Raw genomic sequence first — 16253 nt, 5'->3', positions numbered from 1 at the left:
GCCTGGTCAGCGCCCGACTACCAGGCTAAATCGCATCGCCTCGCCTCTTTATCTCGTCAGCACACGGCAGGCCCGATTTTCGGCCGCAGACAACAGGAACGCTTCCATGACCATGCTCAAAGACCCTTCGCAGAAATACCGCGCCTTCCCAACCATCGACCTGCCTGACCGTACCTGGCCATCGAAGACCATCACCCAGGCGCCGATCTGGTGCAGTTCGGACCTGCGTGATGGCAACCAGTCGCTGATCGAGCCGATGGATGCCGAGAAGAAGCTGCGCTTCTGGAAGACCTTGGTGCAGGTGGGCGTGAAAGAGATCGAGGCGTCGTTCCCATCGGCCTCGCAGACCGACTTCGACTTCGTGCGGACGCTGATCGAAGAGGGTCACATTCCTGACGACACCACCATCCAGGTGCTCACCCAGGCCCGTGAAGACTTGATCGCGCGCACCTTCGAGTCGCTGCGCGGGGCCAAGAAAGCCATTGTCCACCTGTACAACGCCACCTGCCCGTCGTTCCGCCGCATCGTCTTCAACCAGGACAAGCAGGGCGTGAAGGACATTGCAGTGAACGCCGCCAAACTGTTCGTCAAATACGCAGCCCAGCAGCCGGACACCCAATGGACCTTCCAGTATTCGCCTGAAACCTTCAGCGCCACTGAAATGGAATTCGCCAAGGAAGTCTGCGACGCCGTCATCGAGGTGTGGAACCCGACGCCTGAGCACAAGATCATCCTCAACCTGCCGGCTACCGTGGAGGTCTCCACGCCCAACGTGTATGCCGACCAGATCGAGTGGTTCTGCCGCAACGTCAGCCGTCGTGACAGCGTGATCATCAGCCTGCACTGCCACAACGACCGCGGCACCGGCATCGCTGCCACCGAACTGGGTCTGATGGCCGGGGCCGATCGCGCCGAAGGCTGCCTGTTCGGCAACGGCGAGCGCACCGGTAACGTCGACTTGGTGACCCTCGCACTGAACCTCTACACCCAGGGCATCGACCCGCTGCTGGACTTCTCCGACATCGACGGCGTGCGCAAGGTCGTCGAGGAATGCAACCAGTTGCCGGTGCACCCACGCCACCCTTACGTAGGCGACCTGGTCCACACCGCCTTCTCCGGCTCACACCAGGATGCCATCCGCAAAGGCTTCGCCAAGCAGCAAGACGGTCAAGTGTGGGAAGTGCCGTACCTGCCGATCGATCCGGCCGACATCGGCCGCAGCTACGAGGCGGTGATCCGCGTCAACAGCCAGTCGGGCAAAGGCGGCATTACCTATCTGCTCGAGCAGGAATACGGCATCAGCCTGCCGCGCCGCATGCAGATCGAGTTCAGCCAGGTGGTGCAGAGCGAAACCGACCGCCTGGGCTTGGAAATGACTGCGCAGCAGATCTACAGCCTGCTGCACAAGGAATACCTGCAGGCCAACGCGCCGTATGCGCTGGTCAGCCACCGCCTGCAGGAAGAAAACGGCCACAGCGCGGTGGAAGTCGAAGTCGCCGGCGAGGGCGAAACCACGCTGCATTGGCGCGGCAAGGGCAATGGCGCCCTGGAAGCCCTGGTCGCCGGTCTGCCGGTCGCCGTGGAAATCATGGACTACAACGAACACGCCATCGGCGCAGGCACCAACGCCAAGGCGGCGGCCTACATCGAACTGCGCGTGGCCGGTGGTCGCCCGGTCCATGGTGTTGGTATCGATGAGAACATCACCACCGCCAGCTTCAAGGCGCTGTTCAGTGCGCTGAACCGCTCGCTGAGCCAGCAGGAAGCCAAGGCGGCCTAAGCCTGGGCCGTTCGCAAGAAAAGCCCGCATCCCTCGATGCGGGCTTTTTCGTTGGTCTGCATGGGCGAGCCTGGGCTCTGCGAATAACGGCGCGGCACGCCGGCACTCCTTGAGCACCTGGAACTACTGCAGACAAAAAAAAAGGGGCGCCGACCAAGCGCCCCATAAGCCGTAAAGCACACAACGAAATCAGTTGGCGTCCAGCAGTGCCATCGCTTCGGCGCTGCACGCCTGGATCCGCGCCCAATCGCCGTTCTTGATCCAACTGCTATCGAGCATCCAGGTACCGCCGACGCACATCACATTGGGCAAGGCCATGTAATTGCGCACGTTAGCCGGGTTGACCCCACCGGTCGGGCAGAAACGAATGTCGCCGAATGGCCCGCCGAATGCCTTGATCGCCGCCACGCCGCCGCTGATCTCAGCAGGGAACAGCTTGAACCGGCGGTAGCCCAGGGCATAGCCCAGCATGATTTCGGACGGCGTGCTGATGCCTGGCAACAGCGGGATCTCGCTATCGACCCCGGCCTCGAGAATGTCCTCGGTGATACCCGGAGTCACCACAAACTGCGCGCCCGCCGCTTCGACCGCGGCGAACATCTTGCGATCGAGCACCGTGCCGGCGCCTACGCACAGCTCCGGGCGCTGTTCACGCAGCACCTCGATGGCCTTCAGGCCATGCTGCGAACGCAAGGTCACTTCCAAGGTGCGGATACCGCCAGCAGCCAAGGCGTCAGCCAATGGCAGAATGTCCTCCTCGCGGGCGATGGTGATTACCGGCAGGATGCGCGCCGTTTCGCAAATGGCATCGATCCGCGCGGCTTTGTCGGCCATCGAGAGCTTTGGCTGAGGGCGTTCAAGGGTGGTCATGACAGTGGATCCTTGGCTCATGGGCACCAGTAGATGTCCAGGGGGTCGTGAAGAAAGGCGCGAATCGGCATTTCGGACAGGTCGTTGCCCGCCAGCGCGGCGCGCAGGGTAGCGAGTTTGCCCGGACCTTGCACGGACAGCGCGGTGAACGCGGCGCTGGCCAGCAGTGCGCGGGTCATCGACAGGCGCTGGTGCGGCACGCTCGGCGCCAGCAGTGGCAAGCAGCGGCGCTTGCCAGCGGGGTCCAGCGCCTCGGCCAGGTTGGGGCTGTTGGGGAACAGCGACGCAGTGTGGCCATCGTCGCCCATACCCAGCACCAGCACATCGATCGAGGGCAGGTCGGCCAATGCCTGGTCGGCTTCAGCCGCCGCGTTATCGACATTCTCCGCCTGTCGATAGAGGCCTATGAAGCGTGCCTTGGCCGCCGGCCCCTTGAATAGATGCCGGGCCAGCAGGCCGGCGTTGCTGTCGGGGTGTTCGACCGGTACCCAGCGTTCGTCCGCCAGGCTCACCGTGACCTTGCTCCAGTCCAGCGGCTCACTGGCCAGTCGCTGCAGAAACGGCACCGGGCTGCGCCCGCCTGACAGCACCACGCAAGCCTGACCGTTACGCGCAATGGCTTCACCTAGCCGTTGCGCGACGTCAGCGGCCAGCGTACTGGCCAAGGCGTTGGCGTCGGCCAGCGCGTGAGCCTTCACGGATGCTGGCAGTTGCAGTTCAGATATCGCCATACCATGCCCTCCCATCTCGGGTAATCAATGCAATCGAGCTCATCGGCCCCCAGGAACCGGCAGCGTAAGGTTTGGGCGCATCGCCCGCGCTTTGCCAACCGGCGATCAACTGGTCACACCACTTCCAGGCGTACTCGATTTCATCCTTGCGCACGAACAGGTTCTGGTTACCGCGCATCACCTCCAGCAGCAGGCGCTCGTAGGCATCCGGAATCCGCGCACTGCGCCAGGTGTCGGAAAAATTCAGTTGCAACGGGCCGCTGCGCAATTGCATGCCCTTGTCCAGGCCTTGCTCCTTGGTCATCACCCGCAAGGAGATGCCCTCGTCCGGTTGCAAGCGGATGATCAGCTTGTTGCCGACTTGCAAGCGCTGCTCCGGGGCGAAGATGTAGTGCGGGGTTTCCTTGAAATGAATGACGATCTGCGACAGCTTCTGCGGCATGCGCTTGCCAGTACGCAGGTAGAACGGCACGCCGGACCAGCGCCAGTTGCGGATGTCGGCACGCAAGGCGACGAAGGTTTCGGTGTCGCTCTGGGCGTTGCAGTTGTCTTCCTCGAGGTAACCCGGCACGGGCTTGCCGTCGCTGTAGCCGGCGATGTATTGGCCGCGCACCACGCGGGTGGTCAGGCCTTCCCCGGTAATGGGCGCCAGGGCCTTGAGCACCTTGACCTTCTCGTCACGAATGCTGTCGGCCGACAACTCGCTCGGGGGGTCCATGGCAATCAGGCACAGCAGCTGCAGCAGGTGGTTCTGAATCATGTCACGCAGCTGGCCAGCCTTGTCGAAATAGCCCCAGCGGCCTTCGATGCCGACCTTCTCGGCCACGGTGATTTCCACGTGGGAGATGGAATTCTGGTTCCACTGGGTTTCGAAGAGGCTGTTGGCGAACCGCAGGGCGATGAGGTTCTGGACGGTTTCCTTGCCCAGGTAATGGTCGATGCGATAGACCCGGCTTTCCGGGAAGAAACGCGCGACCGCATCATTGACCCGCCGCGACGATTCAAGGTCATGGCCGATGGGTTTTTCCAGCACGACACGGGTGCGCGGTGCCAGGCCTGCCTTGTCGAGGTTTTCACAGATGGCCCCGTAAACGGCGGCTGCTGTAGCGAAATAGGCAATCAGCGGCTGCTCGCCCACCACCTGTTCGGCCAGCGCCTGGTAACCATCGGCTTGCAGGAAATCCAGGTGCTGGTAGCTCAAGCGAGCAAGGAAACGACCCAAGGCGGCGGGCTCGATATCGGTTTCCGGCACATGCCGGCGCAAGTGCGCCTCGATGTCGTTCAGGTGCTCCTGCGCGCTGCCCGGCTCGCGCGCCAGGGCCAGCAGCCGGGTGTCGGCGTGCAGCAAGTTGGCACGGTCGAGCTGATAAAGCGCAGGAAACAGCTTGCGCAATGCCAGGTCGCCGAGGGCGCCAAACAGGGCGAAGGTGCAAGGTTCAACACTGATCGCAGCCATGATGTTGGGTTTCTTTCCTAAAGTTGGACTAGAAATACCGGTTTCACACCGGGTTTTCAAGGAATAATGTAGTAAAAACTACAACATACTGCCTAAACGTTACAGACGAGTGGTGCGCATAACGCCCCGACAGTACGATAGACGACCTGCAATAAAGCCTGCTGCTCCCTCAGCCGGCTGTCTTCCCGACCCAAGGACATACCATGGACCGCGTGCGTAACCTCCTGGAGCAGATCCAGGGCCGCCTCGACGAGCTGAACAAGGCCGAACGCAAAGTCGCCGAAGTCATCCTGCTCAACCCGCAACAAGCCACTCGCTTCAGCATCGCCGCGCTGGCCCAGGCGGCCAAGGTCAGCGAGCCGACCGTCAACCGCTTCTGCCGCTCGTTCGGCGTCAGCGGCTACCCGGAACTCAAACTGCAACTGGCGCAGAGCCTGGCCAGCGGCGCGGCCTATGTCAGCCGCGCCGTGGCCGCCGATGACGATCCAGCGGCCTATACCCAGAAAATCTTCGGCAGCGCCATCGCCTCGCTCGACAGCGCCTGCCAGCAACTGGACCCGCAACAGGTCAGCCGCGCGGTGGACATGATGATCCAGGCCCGGCAGATCCACTTCTTCGGCCTGGGTGCCTCGGCGCCGGTGGCCCTGGATGCCCAGCACAAGTTCTTTCGCTTCAACCTGGCAGTGTCGGCCCATGCCGATGTGCTGATGCAGCGCATGCTGGCTTCGGTAGCCCACACCGGCGATCTGTTCGTGATCATCTCCTACACCGGGCGCACCCGCGAGCTGGTCGAAGTGGCCCGCCTGGCCAGGGAAAACGGCGCTTCGGTCCTGGGCATCACGGCGGCCGGATCACCGTTGGCGCAGGCCTGCAGCCTGAGCCTGCACATTCCCCTGCCGGAAGATACCGACATTTACATGCCGATGACCTCGCGCATCATTCAACTGACCGTGCTCGATGTGCTGGCTACCGGCATGACCCTGCGCCGTGGCGTGGATTTCCAGCCCCATCTGCGCAAGATCAAGGAAAGCCTCAACGCCAGCCGCTACCCGATCGAGGACGACGAACTCAATTGAGCCGGTGCGCCTGCAGGCGCAGGTGAGCCCGTTGACCGGGTGCCAGGCTCAGGCCCTCGTCGCTGCCGCTGGCCGCTTCGACACAGACGAAGCCCTGGCACTCGCGGCCACTGACGCCCATCAGCGGCCGGTTGCCCGGATGCCACACCACGGTGTCGTCGCTGTCGCCGGTATCGATGCACAACTCGCGCTCCCAGGCCGGGTCATTGAGCTGCACTCGCGCAGTACCTGGATAGACCTTCTGGCAGCCGCCCCTGAGCCTCAGCGCCCCCTGCTCCCGGCAGCGCTGGCGGTTCAGGCGGTCATAACCTTCGATGTCTTCAAGGCCAGACAGCGCTATCTCAGACACGTCACTGATGCGCCAGTAGGCCAGCAGCGCATGGCTCAGCTGGCACGGTTCGCTGTCCTGATGCTCGGTGCTCAGGCTCAATTCCATGCGATTACCCAGGCGCGCATGCAGATCGACCTGCCAGTCGCACAGGTCGAGGCGCCATTTCAGGGTAACGCCGTCAGCGTCTTCGCGGCTGTCCACCAGCTTCCAGTCGAGCAGCCGCGCCCAACCGTGCGCCGGCCACAAATCCTCGCTGGGGTGACGCCCGTACCAGGGCCAGCAGACCGGCACACCACCGCGAATCGCGCCCACTTGCGGCCATTGTTCGGCGCACCATAACCACGGCCGCTCCCCGGCCGGTTGAAAGTGCAGTAGTTGCGCACCCTGGCGACTGAATACCGCCTGGCAACGGGGGTGATCGATGATCAGCACATCGCGCTGCTGGTAACGCTCCCACTCGAAGGTCGGCCTGGGCCGCTGCGAGGTGAAGAAGCGATGGAGCGGATGTTCAGGCATGGTTCCAAGCTCTTGTTGTTTGAGATAGCGCTGTCTCGGCCCGTTCCCGACAACCACTGCAAGCCAGTGGGTGCCGGGAGCCGAGTGTGGATTGGCGTAAATTTACAACAACTAAGCTTAGAATGACGACTGAATCTTCAACCCTGCCACCAGTGCATTGTCGACCTCATCCACCCCGCCTGGGCTCTTGATGTACTGCAGGTTAGGCCGCACGGTCAGCCAATTGGTGACGTGGAAGCCGTAGTAGAGCTCGGCGTTGTACTCGGTACGCTGCAACGGCAGGAAGCCTGGATTGTCGTAATCGTCGATGCCGTTCTGCGCATTGAGCTGCTGGGCGCGTTTCTTGACGTCGTCGTTGACGTGGATGCGGGCGATGCCGAAGCCGATGTCGTCCTTGGGCCGTGCATCGAAGGCGCCTTTGTAGACCAGGCCCACCTGCTGGTAGTTGTCGACCACGTTGGTCGCCTTGTCATGCACGGTGAAGTTGGCGAACAGGCTCAGGCCGCGGTTGACGTCGCCGCCCTGCGCGGTGATCTGCTGCTGCGCCACGACCCACCAGCCATGCTTGCTCGAATGCGACTTGAAGCCAGCGCCGCTGATGCCCTGCGGGTTGCCGTTGACATCCTTGTAGACATCCTCGGCGTCAGCGGTGCTGTAGTAGTAACCGAGTCGATATTCGCCCGGCAAGCCATTGACCTTCGGCGACCAGACCGCCTCCACTGGCAAGATGGCACCCTTGGTGCCGCTGCCGCTGAGCTTGAAGCCATTGCCGGTTTCCAGGTTCGAGGGGTTTTGCTCGAACGCGCCCACCTGGACGAAGAATTCCGGAGTGATGTTGTACTTGACCCGCAGCGCCCACTGGCTGACCGGCCAGTTGTACCAGATGCCGCCCACCCAGTTGCCCACCTGCGAGCCACAGAACGCCAGGTTCTGGAAGTCGCAGGGGAAACTGTTGAAGTCCTCGCCCTCGCCGAAGCGGCCGAATTTCACGTCCAGGGCGCCATCGAAGTACTTCTGCTTGACCCACAGCTGGGTCAGGCGCCACGTCTGGCCGCGCCCCCAGACTTCCTGTACCGAGCTGAACTGCCCGGCGCGCGGGTCGCTGATGCGGTCGTTGGACAGGTTGCGACCACTGCGCTCGGTGATCCCCAACTTGAACTCGGCGTCGTGCCAACCGAAGATCTTCTGCAAGTCCAGGTGTGCGCCAAGGGCGAACTGGTCGCTGTAGCGGGCTGTCTTGTCGTCGTTGTAGCCGCCATTGAGGTTACCGGCCACCTCACCGACGTAGTCGAGGGTGAAGTCGTAGCCCTTGTCCAGCAACTCGGTGCGAGCTCCGCCCCAATCCCCACTCATCCATTTCGATTCGCTGGAAAATGCTTCGGCAGCCTGGGCGCCGCTGCTGCCAACCACGGCAAGCAGAGCCAGCGAGCCCAGTGTTTTGATGCGATTGCGCTGTTCCATCCCTTTGCGTCCTCTTTTTCTTATTGATGGTGTAGACGAGTCAGCGGCCCACGAAATGAGCCACGTTGTCCTTCACTGCGGTGGTGTTGCTGGCCAGGTGCAAGCGCTCGCCGCTGTCGGCGTCGAACAGCAGCACCCGGGCCGGGTCAAGCTGCAGCGTGAGGCTGTCGCCGACCCGGCAGTGGGTATCGGGTGCCAAACGGCAGCAGACCTTGGTCTGGTTGAGGGTGACGAATACCAGCAAGTCTGGCCCGGTCGGCTCGGTCACCTGCACCTCTGCGCGGATCGCCGGCAGGCCATTGCCCTCCCCGCCCCCAAGGCTGATCTGCTCGGGGCGAATGCCGAGGATCACCTGGCGGCCCTGCAGCGCCGCATCGGCTGGCCCCAACGGCAATTCGCAGCGTGCCTGGCCGCTGTCGAGCGGCGCCATCATCCGCCCGTCCTGCTGCGTCAGGCGCACGGGTATGAAATTCATGGGCGGTGAGCCGATGAAGCTGGCGACGAACTGGTTGGCCGGGTCGTTGTAGATCTGCTGCGGGGTGCCGAACTGCTGGATGATGCCGTCCTTCATCACCGCCACCTTGTCGCCCAGGGTCATGGCTTCGATCTGGTCGTGGGTGACGTAGACCGTGGTGGTTTTCAGGCGTTGGTGCATCAGTTTCATTTCAGTGCGCATCTCAACGCGCAGCTTGGCGTCGAGGTTCGACAGCGGTTCGTCGAACAGGTAGATCTTCGGCCGCCGCGCCAGCGCCCGGCCCATCGCCACGCGCTGCTGCTGACCGCCCGAGAGCTGCGACGGCTTGCGCTCGAGCAAGTGCTCGATCTGCAGCAGCTTGGCCACGCGCGCGACTTCCGCGTCGATGGCTGCCGGGTCCATCTTGCGGATCTTCAAGCCGAACTCGATGTTGCCGCGCACGGTCATGGTCGGGTACAGCGCGTAGGACTGGAACACCATGGCGATGTCGCGATCCTTCGGGCTCATGCCACTGACATCCTGGTCGTCGATCAGGATGGCGCCGCCACTGATGGTTTCAAGGCCGGCGATGCAGTTCATCAACGTCGACTTGCCGCACCCGGACGGGCCCACCAGGATCAGGAATTCACCGTCCTTGATCGCCAGCTGGATGTCCTTGAGGGTGTCGGGCAGGCCACTGCCGAAGGTCTTGTTTACATTGCGAAGTTCAAGCGTTGCCATGACTTACCCCTTGACTGCGCCGGCCGTGAGCCCGCGGACGAAATACTTGCCTGCCACGACGTACACCAGCAGGGTGGGCAGGCCGGCGATCATCGCCGCTGCCATGTCGACGTTGTATTCCTTGGCCCCCGTGCTGGTGTTGACCAGGTTGTTGAGCGCCACGGTGATCGGCTGGGAATCGCCGCTGGAAAAGACCACCCCGAACAGGAAGTCGTTCCAGATCTGGGTGAACTGCCAGATCAGGCAGACCATGATGATCGGCGTCGACATCGGCAGGATGATGCGCCGGAAAATGGTGAAGAACCCTGCGCCATCCAGACGCGCCGCCTTGACCAGCGCGTCGGGTATGCCGACGTAGAAATTGCGGAAGAACAGCGTGGTGAACGCCAGTCCGTACACCACGTGGACCAGCACCAGACCGGTGGTGGTGCTGGCCAGGCCCAGTTTGCCGAGGGTGAACGAAGCAGGCAGCAGCACTGTCTGGAATGGCAGGAAGCAACCGAACAGCAGCAAGCCGAAGAACAGCTGCGAGCCACGGAAGCGCCACATCGACAGCACATAACCGTTCAGCGCGCCGATCGCGGTAGAGATCAGCACCGCCGGCACGGTGATCATGATCGAGTTCCAGAAGTAACCACTGACCGTGTCCCAGGCCTTGATCCAGCCAATGCCGGTGATCACCGCAGGCCAGCTGAGCAGGTTGCCGGCGCTGATGTCTTCGGGGGTCTTGAAGCTGGTGAGCAGCATCACCACCAGCGGCACCAGGTACAGCAGCACCGCGACCAGCAAGACGGCGTAGATGACGACGCGGCTCAGGCTCAGCGCCGGTTTGACGGCTGGATCATGCATGGCGCTTGCTCCGCAGTTCCGAATACAGGTACGGCACGAGGATCGCCAGGATCGCTCCGAGCATGAGGATCGCGCTGGCCGAGCCCATGCCCATCTGGCCGCGACTGAAGGTGAACGAGTACATGAACATCGCTGGCAGGTCCGATGAGTACCCCGGACCACCGGCGGTCATCGCCGCCACCAGGTCGAAGCTCTTGATCGCGATGTGCGAAAGGATCATCAGCGAGCTGAAAAACACCGGGCGCAGGCTGGGCAGCACCACAGTCCAGTAAATGCGTGGCAGGCTGGCGCCATCGATCTGCGCTGCGCGGATGATCGACTGATCGACCCCACGCAGGCCGGCCAGGAACATCGCCATGATGAACCCCGAGGCCTGCCACACGGCAGCGATCACCAGGCAGTACACCACCCGGTCCGGGTCGATCAGCCAGTCGAAGCGAAAGCCCTCCCAGCCCCAGTCGCGCAGCAGCTTGTCCAGGCCCATGCCAGGGTTGAGCAGCCATTTCCACGCCGTACCGGTGACGATCATCGACAGCGCCATGGGGTACAGGTAAATGGTGCGGATGAAGCCTTCGCGACGAATGCGCTGGTCCAGCAGCACGGCCAGCAGCACGCCGATCGCCAGGCTCACGGCAATGAACAATCCGCCGAACACCAGCAGGTTCTTGCTCGCCACCCACCAGCGATCGTTGTCGAACAACCGCGTGTACTGCGCCAGCCCCGCCCATTTGTAGGTGGGCAGGAAGGTGGAGGTGGTGAAGGACAGGACAAAGGTCCAGAGAATGTAGCCGTAGAACCCCACCAGAACGATGAACATGCTCGGCGCCAGCACCAGTTTCGGTAGCCAGCGCTGTAGCGCGTCCAGGGGAGTGGCCCGCAATTGGGCGGTCGCTGTAGTCATGGGTCACCTTTAAAGCGCTGTCACAGGGTTCGTGGCAGCGGCCTTGGGTCGCGAAAAGGGCTGCCTAGCAGCCCCAACGCCGAATGGCAGAACTGTTCCGAAGGGCCTGCGCTGCCGGGTTCCGGGACCGCTCGGCGGTCCTGGCGCGACGAAGGCCGCGCAAGCGTCTGAACTGCCGCCTACTGGGCAGCCTTGATCGCCGAGGCCAGTTTCTTCGCCGCATCGGCCGGGTCGGCCTTGGGGTCGTTGATGTAGTTGGTCACCACATCGAAGAAGGCGCCCTGCACCGCAAGCGTGGTGGCCATGTTGTGCGCCATGCTCGGCTGCAGACCGCCACTGCGCGCATCGGCCAGGAAGTCCTTGGCCGAAGTTTGGGCGCAGGCGTCGAAACCGTACTTGCCCATGTCGGCGAGCATGTCGTTGCGCACCGGGATCGAGCCCTTGTTGATGCTGAAGACTTTCTGGAAGTCTTCACCGAGGACCTTGCGTGCAATGTCCTGCTGGCCAGCCGCCGTACCGGCGTCGTTCTGCTTGAACACCACCAGCGAGTCGATGTTGTAGAGAAACGCCTTTTCGGTGCCGGGGAAGGCCACGCACTGGTAGTCCTTGCCGGCGGTTTTCTTGGCCAGCGTCCATTCGCTCTTGGCCCAGTCACCCATGATCTGCATGCCGGCCTTGCCGTTGATGACCTTGGCCGCTTCCAGGTTCCAGTCCTGGCCCTTGCCGTCCGGGTCCATGTAGGTGGCAACTTTTTTGAGTTCGGTCAACGACTTGACCATCTCGGGCCCGGTCAGGGCTTTTTCATCGAGATCGACCAGGGCTTTCTTGTACCCCTCCGGGCCCATCACCGACAGCACTACGCTTTCGAACACGGTGCTGTCCTGCCAGGGCTGGCCGCCGTGGGCCAAGGGGATGAAACCTGCGGCCTTGAGTTTCTCGGCGGCGGCGTAGAACTCGTCGAGGTTGCTCGGCGCCTTGTCGATGCCGGCCTTCTTGAACACCTCGGGGTTGATCCACAGCCAGTTGATGCGGTGAATGTTGACGGGAACGGCCACGTAGTCACCGTCGTACTTCACGGTATCGGCAACCTTCTTGTCGAGCAGCGCATCCCATTTTTCCTGCTTGGCGACATCCTTGAGCACATCGGCATCGAGCAAGCCGGTGGCAGCCCAGTCCTGGATGTCCGGCCCCTTGATCTGAGCGACGCCAGGCGGGTTGCCGGCGACCGCGCGGCTCTTGAGCACGGTCATGGCCGTGGCGCCGCCACCGCCGGCAACCGCGCCGTCCTTCCAGGTGAAGCCATCTTTCTCGACCTGGGCCTTGAGCACATCGACAGCGGCTTTTTCACCGCCGGAGGTCCACCAGTGCACGACCTCGACCGTGCCTTTGGCATCGGCGGCAGACGCGCTCAGTGGCATGAGCGAAGCGAGGGAAATGGCAGCGGCGAGACGCAGTGTCGGATTCATCGAAATACCTTTCTTGTTGTTATGCCGGGCAAGTCGATCGCTTGCATGGCATGGAGTGTAATCAGCAGGCACGCTTCGCCAGGTAACGAAGCGATGCATGAATGTCATCGTTTGGTTACATAAGCCGAGAGTGAGCGGGCAAGGCCTGGGGCCAGCGGCAGTTGCGGCAGAAGGACCGCTTGGTAGGCGTGATAAAGGTCCGGCTTGCCGGGCCACAACGTGCCGGCCGGACGGTTGTGCTCATCGAGTTCGTGGTGCCAGCTACCGGCAGCGCGGTCGATGAAGCAGCGGTCGATGAAGCGCCACACACGCTGGTACCACTGCTGGTACTGGGCATCGCCGGTTCTGCGCAGCAGCGCAGCCGCTGCCGCGCAGGCCTCGGCATGCACCCAGTGCAGGCGCTGGCGGACGACCGGGCGGTTATCCCAGTCCAGGGTGTAGACGAAACCTGGCTCACCGTCGACCGCCCACGCCAGCTCACAGGCGCTGGCAAACAGGCTGCGGGCGCCAGCCAGCAACCACTCGGGTGCCGCGAGCCCGGCCAACTGCAGGCTGGCCTCCAGGTGTAGTAACAAGCGTGCCCATTCCAGGGCATGCCCAGGTGTGGTGCCGTAGGGACGGAACAGGTCGGCGGGTCGCTCGGCATTGTAGTGCGGCAACGGTTGCCAGGCCGCGTCGAAATGCTCGACGACCCGATAACCATGGGCAGCGGCATGGCTGCCGATGATACGTTCGGCAATGCGCAAGGCCCGCTGCAGCCACGATGTGTCGCCGGTGGCGTCGGCCAGCGCGAGGAAGGCTTCGGTTGCATGCATGTTGCTGTTGGCGCCGCGATAGCCCTCAGGCTGCCCCCAGGTGCGCGAGAAGCTTTCCAGCAGCGCCCCCTCCTGCTCGCACCAGAACCGCTGCTCGAGCACCTGCACAGCGTCTGCCAGCAGCGCCGGCGCCGCGGCGACCCCGGCCAATGTCGCCGAGCTCGCTGCCAGCGCGACGAAGGCGTGCAGGTAGGCCGTCTTGACGCCCTCGGCAGTCTGCTTGGCGCAGGCGTACCAGCCGCCATGGGTCGAATCGTGCAACGCGCCGCGCAAGGCCGCGACGCCATGCTCGGCGAGGGCCAGGCAGCCAGGGATGCCCTGGAGGTGCGCGAGGGCGAAGCAATGGGTCATGCGCGCGGTGGTCAGCGTCTGGGCCACGGCCCCCGGCGCCAGGCAGCCGACCGCATCGAGATCGCCGAAGCCCTCGGGGAGCTTGGCGGCCTTGGCGAATGCCAGCAGACGCAGGCCTTCATTGGCGAGCCAGGTTGCATGAACCGGCGCGTCCAGCTCGCTGGCAAACGGATGATGATCGTGCTTCATGCCCAGCGCGTTCCTTGCTAGTGGTGTGCAGAGTCTAACCAGCCGTCCTGGCCGGGATGTCACGAACCCGAGCGGGTATGTCACCGACCGGTGACATACTCAGTCGCTGCCCCGTGGCAGGTGCAGCGTGACCCGCAAGCCGCCCTCGCGCAGGTTGAGCAAACTCACCTCGCCGCCATGACTATGGGCGATGTTGCGTGCGATACCCAGGCCCAGGCCGTAGCCCTGCTGCTGCCCGGCCAGGCGAAAATGCGGCTCGAACACCTGCTCCATCTGCTGTTGCGGCACCCCCGGCCCCTGGTCGTCGACCTGCAGGACGAAGCCCTCGGCACTGTCGATGATGCGCAGACGCGCCCGCTGGCCGTACTTGATGGCATTGTCGATCAGGTTGCCAATGCAGCGGCGTAACGCCAGGGGCTTACCCGGATACGGCGCCAACGCACGCCCTTCGACGGTGATGCGGCCGTCGCCCAGATAGGGTTCGGCGAGGATCTCCAGCACCTGGTTGAGGTCGACCGGTTCGATGTTTTCGTGGATGTCGGTGTCCTTGACGCATTGCAGCGCGCCCTTGACCAACAACTCCAGCTCGTCCAGGTCCTGGCTGAACTTGGCCTGCAGACGTTCGTCGTCGAGCAGCTCGACGCGCAGGCGCAAGCGCGTAATCGGCGTACGCAGGTCGTGGGAAATGGCGCTGAACAGTTGCGCACGCTCGGTCAGATAGCGGCTGATGCGCTCGCGCATGCTGTTGAACGCGCGGCCTACCTCGACCACCTCACTGCCCCCGCCTTCAGGCACTGGCGCAACATCGGCACCCAGCGACAGATCGCGCGCAGCCCGCGCCAGGCGTTTGAGCGGCCAGCTCTGCCAGTGCACCAACAAGCCGATGAACAGCAGCAACAGTGCCGTGGTGAGGACGATGAAGCCGATCTGCTGGCGCGGCAAGCGCTCGGCTTCCAGGCTGGTGTAGGGCTCTGGCATCAACGAAGCGATGTACAGCCACTCGCCCTCGCCCAGGCGGATCTGGGTCACCAGCACAGGCGGGTTGAGCGGTTCGAGGGTCAGCGAATAATGCGCCCAGGAGCGTGGCAGCTCATCGAGCTTCAGGCCGCTGTTGAAAATACGCAGGTCGTCGGGGCCGACGAACTCGACGGAAATCTCCACCTGAGGACCGAGGCGCTCGCGTAGCACCTGCTGGAACACCTCGATCACCGCCTGCTTGCGCGGGGTGACCGGGAGCAGCGGCATATCCAGCGGCTTGTCGTTGAGCGACACGAAGAACCGCGTCCCGCCCATGCTGCGCAGCTGGTCGAGCACCATGGGCCGATACGCCACCGGCAGCGAGCGAAAATAGCTGACGCTGGCGCTCATCGAATGGGCCAGGCTTGCAGCACTGGCGCGCAGCCCTTGCACCTGGCTGGCGCGCAGTTGCGCGACCCAGATGAAGCTCGACAGCCCCTGGGCCAGCAGCACCACGAGCAAGGTCAGCAGCAGCATGCGCCCGAGCAGCGAGCGTGGCAGCAAGCGCCAGCGCCGCTCAGCCCGCGCAGCAGACATGGGCTGCCAGCAGGTAACCACTGCCACGCACGGTACGGATCAGCCGCGGCGGTTTGTCGGTGTCGCGCAGCCGTTGGCGCAGGCGACTGACCGCCATGTCGACGATGCGGTCCAGCGGCATCGGCTCGCGGCCACGGGTGGCATTGCCGATGGTGTCGCGGTCGAGGATCTGCTGCGGGTGATCGAGAAACAGCTTGAGCAGGGCGAAGTCGGCACCGGACAAAATTACCTCTTCGCCGTCACGGTGGAACAGCCGGTGGCTGATGGTATCCAGTCGCCAGTCATCGAAGGCCAGCACGGCACTGGCTGGCGCCGCCTGGCCGAACTCGCTGCGGCGCAGCAGGGCCTTGATGCGCGCCTGCAGTTCACGCGGGCTGAAGGGTTTGCCCAGGTAGTCATCGGCGCCCAGTTCCAGGCCGATGACGCGATCGGCTTCATCGGAGCTGGCGGTGAGCATGATGATCGGTACCCGTGACTGGCGTGGATGCTGGCGCACCCAGCGGCACAGGCTGAAGCCGTCTTCGTCGGGCAGCATGACGTCGAGGATCACCAGGTCGCAGGGCGTGTTTTCCAGGGCGCGGCGAAAGCCCTTGCCATCGGCTTCGGCGTGCACCTGGAAGCCGGCGCGGCTCAGGTAGGTTTGCAGCAGTTCACGAATTTCCCGATCGTCGTCGACCATCAGGATGGATTTTCCGGCAGTGCTCAAGGTGTC

Annotated in this window: 14 protein-coding genes; 2 read left to right on the top strand and 12 right to left on the bottom strand. The window is 63.4% G+C overall.

From position 1 onward, the window contains the following. The first annotated feature begins 106 nt into the window (after positions 1–106). The gene (gene leuA, locus ACLEJW_RS01760; RefSeq protein WP_145185399.1) at positions 107–1780 is read left to right on the top strand and encodes a 2-isopropylmalate synthase; all 1674 of its coding nucleotides are present in this window, start codon (positions 107–109) and stop codon (positions 1778–1780) included. Positions 1781–1969: 189 nt separating this feature from the next. Here the strand turns inward: leuA and ACLEJW_RS01755 are convergent, their stop codons facing one another. Genes ACLEJW_RS01755 through zwf form a run of 3 tightly spaced genes read right to left on the bottom strand, consistent with a single transcriptional unit; the run spans position 1970 to position 4837 of the window. After that, on the bottom strand, positions 1970–2650 hold the full coding sequence (locus ACLEJW_RS01755; RefSeq protein ID WP_145185396.1) for a bifunctional 4-hydroxy-2-oxoglutarate aldolase/2-dehydro-3-deoxy-phosphogluconate aldolase: 681 nt from the start codon (positions 2648–2650) through the stop codon (positions 1970–1972). 17 nt (positions 2651–2667) lie between these two features. After that, positions 2668–3381, bottom strand: coding sequence for a 6-phosphogluconolactonase (gene pgl, locus ACLEJW_RS01750; RefSeq protein WP_145185393.1), 714 nt, complete (start codon positions 3379–3381; stop codon positions 2668–2670). Beyond that, positions 3368–4837, bottom strand: a complete 1470-nt coding sequence (gene zwf, locus ACLEJW_RS01745) for a glucose-6-phosphate dehydrogenase (RefSeq protein ID WP_145185389.1) — start codon at positions 4835–4837, stop codon at positions 3368–3370. The genes pgl and zwf overlap by 14 nt, the downstream gene beginning before the upstream one ends. Before the next feature lie 212 nt (positions 4838–5049). Here zwf and hexR point away from each other — a divergent pair, with 212 nt between their 5' ends. Continuing rightward, a complete protein-coding gene (gene hexR, locus ACLEJW_RS01740; RefSeq protein ID WP_440776972.1) occupies positions 5050–5913 on the top strand; it encodes a DNA-binding transcriptional regulator HexR in 864 nt (287 codons plus the stop codon). On the opposite strand, the gene ACLEJW_RS01735 is transcribed toward hexR, so the two are convergent. From ACLEJW_RS01735 to gltR, 9 genes are all read right to left on the bottom strand, one after another. Continuing rightward, the gene (locus ACLEJW_RS01735) at positions 5906–6760 is read right to left on the bottom strand and encodes a D-hexose-6-phosphate mutarotase (protein WP_313295664.1); all 855 of its coding nucleotides are present in this window, start codon (positions 6758–6760) and stop codon (positions 5906–5908) included. The two genes, hexR and ACLEJW_RS01735, sit on opposite strands and share 8 nt — an antisense overlap. A gap of 117 nt (positions 6761–6877) precedes the next feature. Further along, the gene (locus tag ACLEJW_RS01730; RefSeq protein ID WP_145185380.1) at positions 6878–8221 is read right to left on the bottom strand and encodes a carbohydrate porin; all 1344 of its coding nucleotides are present in this window, start codon (positions 8219–8221) and stop codon (positions 6878–6880) included. A gap of 40 nt (positions 8222–8261) precedes the next feature. Next, on the bottom strand, positions 8262–9416 hold the full coding sequence (locus tag ACLEJW_RS01725) for an ABC transporter ATP-binding protein (RefSeq protein WP_440776899.1): 1155 nt from the start codon (positions 9414–9416) through the stop codon (positions 8262–8264). 3 nt (positions 9417–9419) lie between these two features. Then, complete coding sequence (locus ACLEJW_RS01720) at positions 9420–10265, bottom strand: carbohydrate ABC transporter permease (protein ID WP_145185374.1); 846 nt, start codon at positions 10263–10265, stop codon at positions 9420–9422. Next, positions 10258–11166: a carbohydrate ABC transporter permease gene (locus tag ACLEJW_RS01715; RefSeq protein WP_145185371.1), complete on the bottom strand. Its 909-nt coding sequence runs from the start codon at positions 11164–11166 to the stop codon at positions 10258–10260. Before ACLEJW_RS01715 ends, ACLEJW_RS01720 begins: the two co-directional genes overlap by 8 nt. Positions 11167–11345: 179 nt before the next feature. Then, positions 11346–12632, bottom strand: a complete 1287-nt coding sequence (locus ACLEJW_RS01710) for an ABC transporter substrate-binding protein (RefSeq protein ID WP_145185368.1) — start codon at positions 12630–12632, stop codon at positions 11346–11348. A 104-nt stretch (positions 12633–12736) separates the two neighbouring features. After that, complete coding sequence (locus tag ACLEJW_RS01705) at positions 12737–13987, bottom strand: D-mannose isomerase (protein ID WP_440776898.1); 1251 nt, start codon at positions 13985–13987, stop codon at positions 12737–12739. Positions 13988–14086: 99 nt separating this feature from the next. Continuing rightward, positions 14087–15541, bottom strand: a complete 1455-nt coding sequence (locus tag ACLEJW_RS01700; protein WP_145185362.1) for an ATP-binding protein — start codon at positions 15539–15541, stop codon at positions 14087–14089. Continuing rightward, on the bottom strand, positions 15522–16247 hold the full coding sequence (gltR, locus tag ACLEJW_RS01695; RefSeq protein WP_313295653.1) for a two-component system response regulator GltR: 726 nt from the start codon (positions 16245–16247) through the stop codon (positions 15522–15524). Before gltR ends, ACLEJW_RS01700 begins: the two co-directional genes overlap by 20 nt. Between the last annotated feature and the right edge of the window lie 6 nt (positions 16248–16253).

The organism is Pseudomonas sp. SMSB3 (genome assembly GCF_052041965.1).
GTDB lineage: Bacteria > Pseudomonadota > Gammaproteobacteria > Pseudomonadales > Pseudomonadaceae > Aquipseudomonas.
The sequence above is the reverse complement of the archived record's forward strand: the minus strand, read 5'-3'. Positions and strand labels throughout refer to the sequence as shown.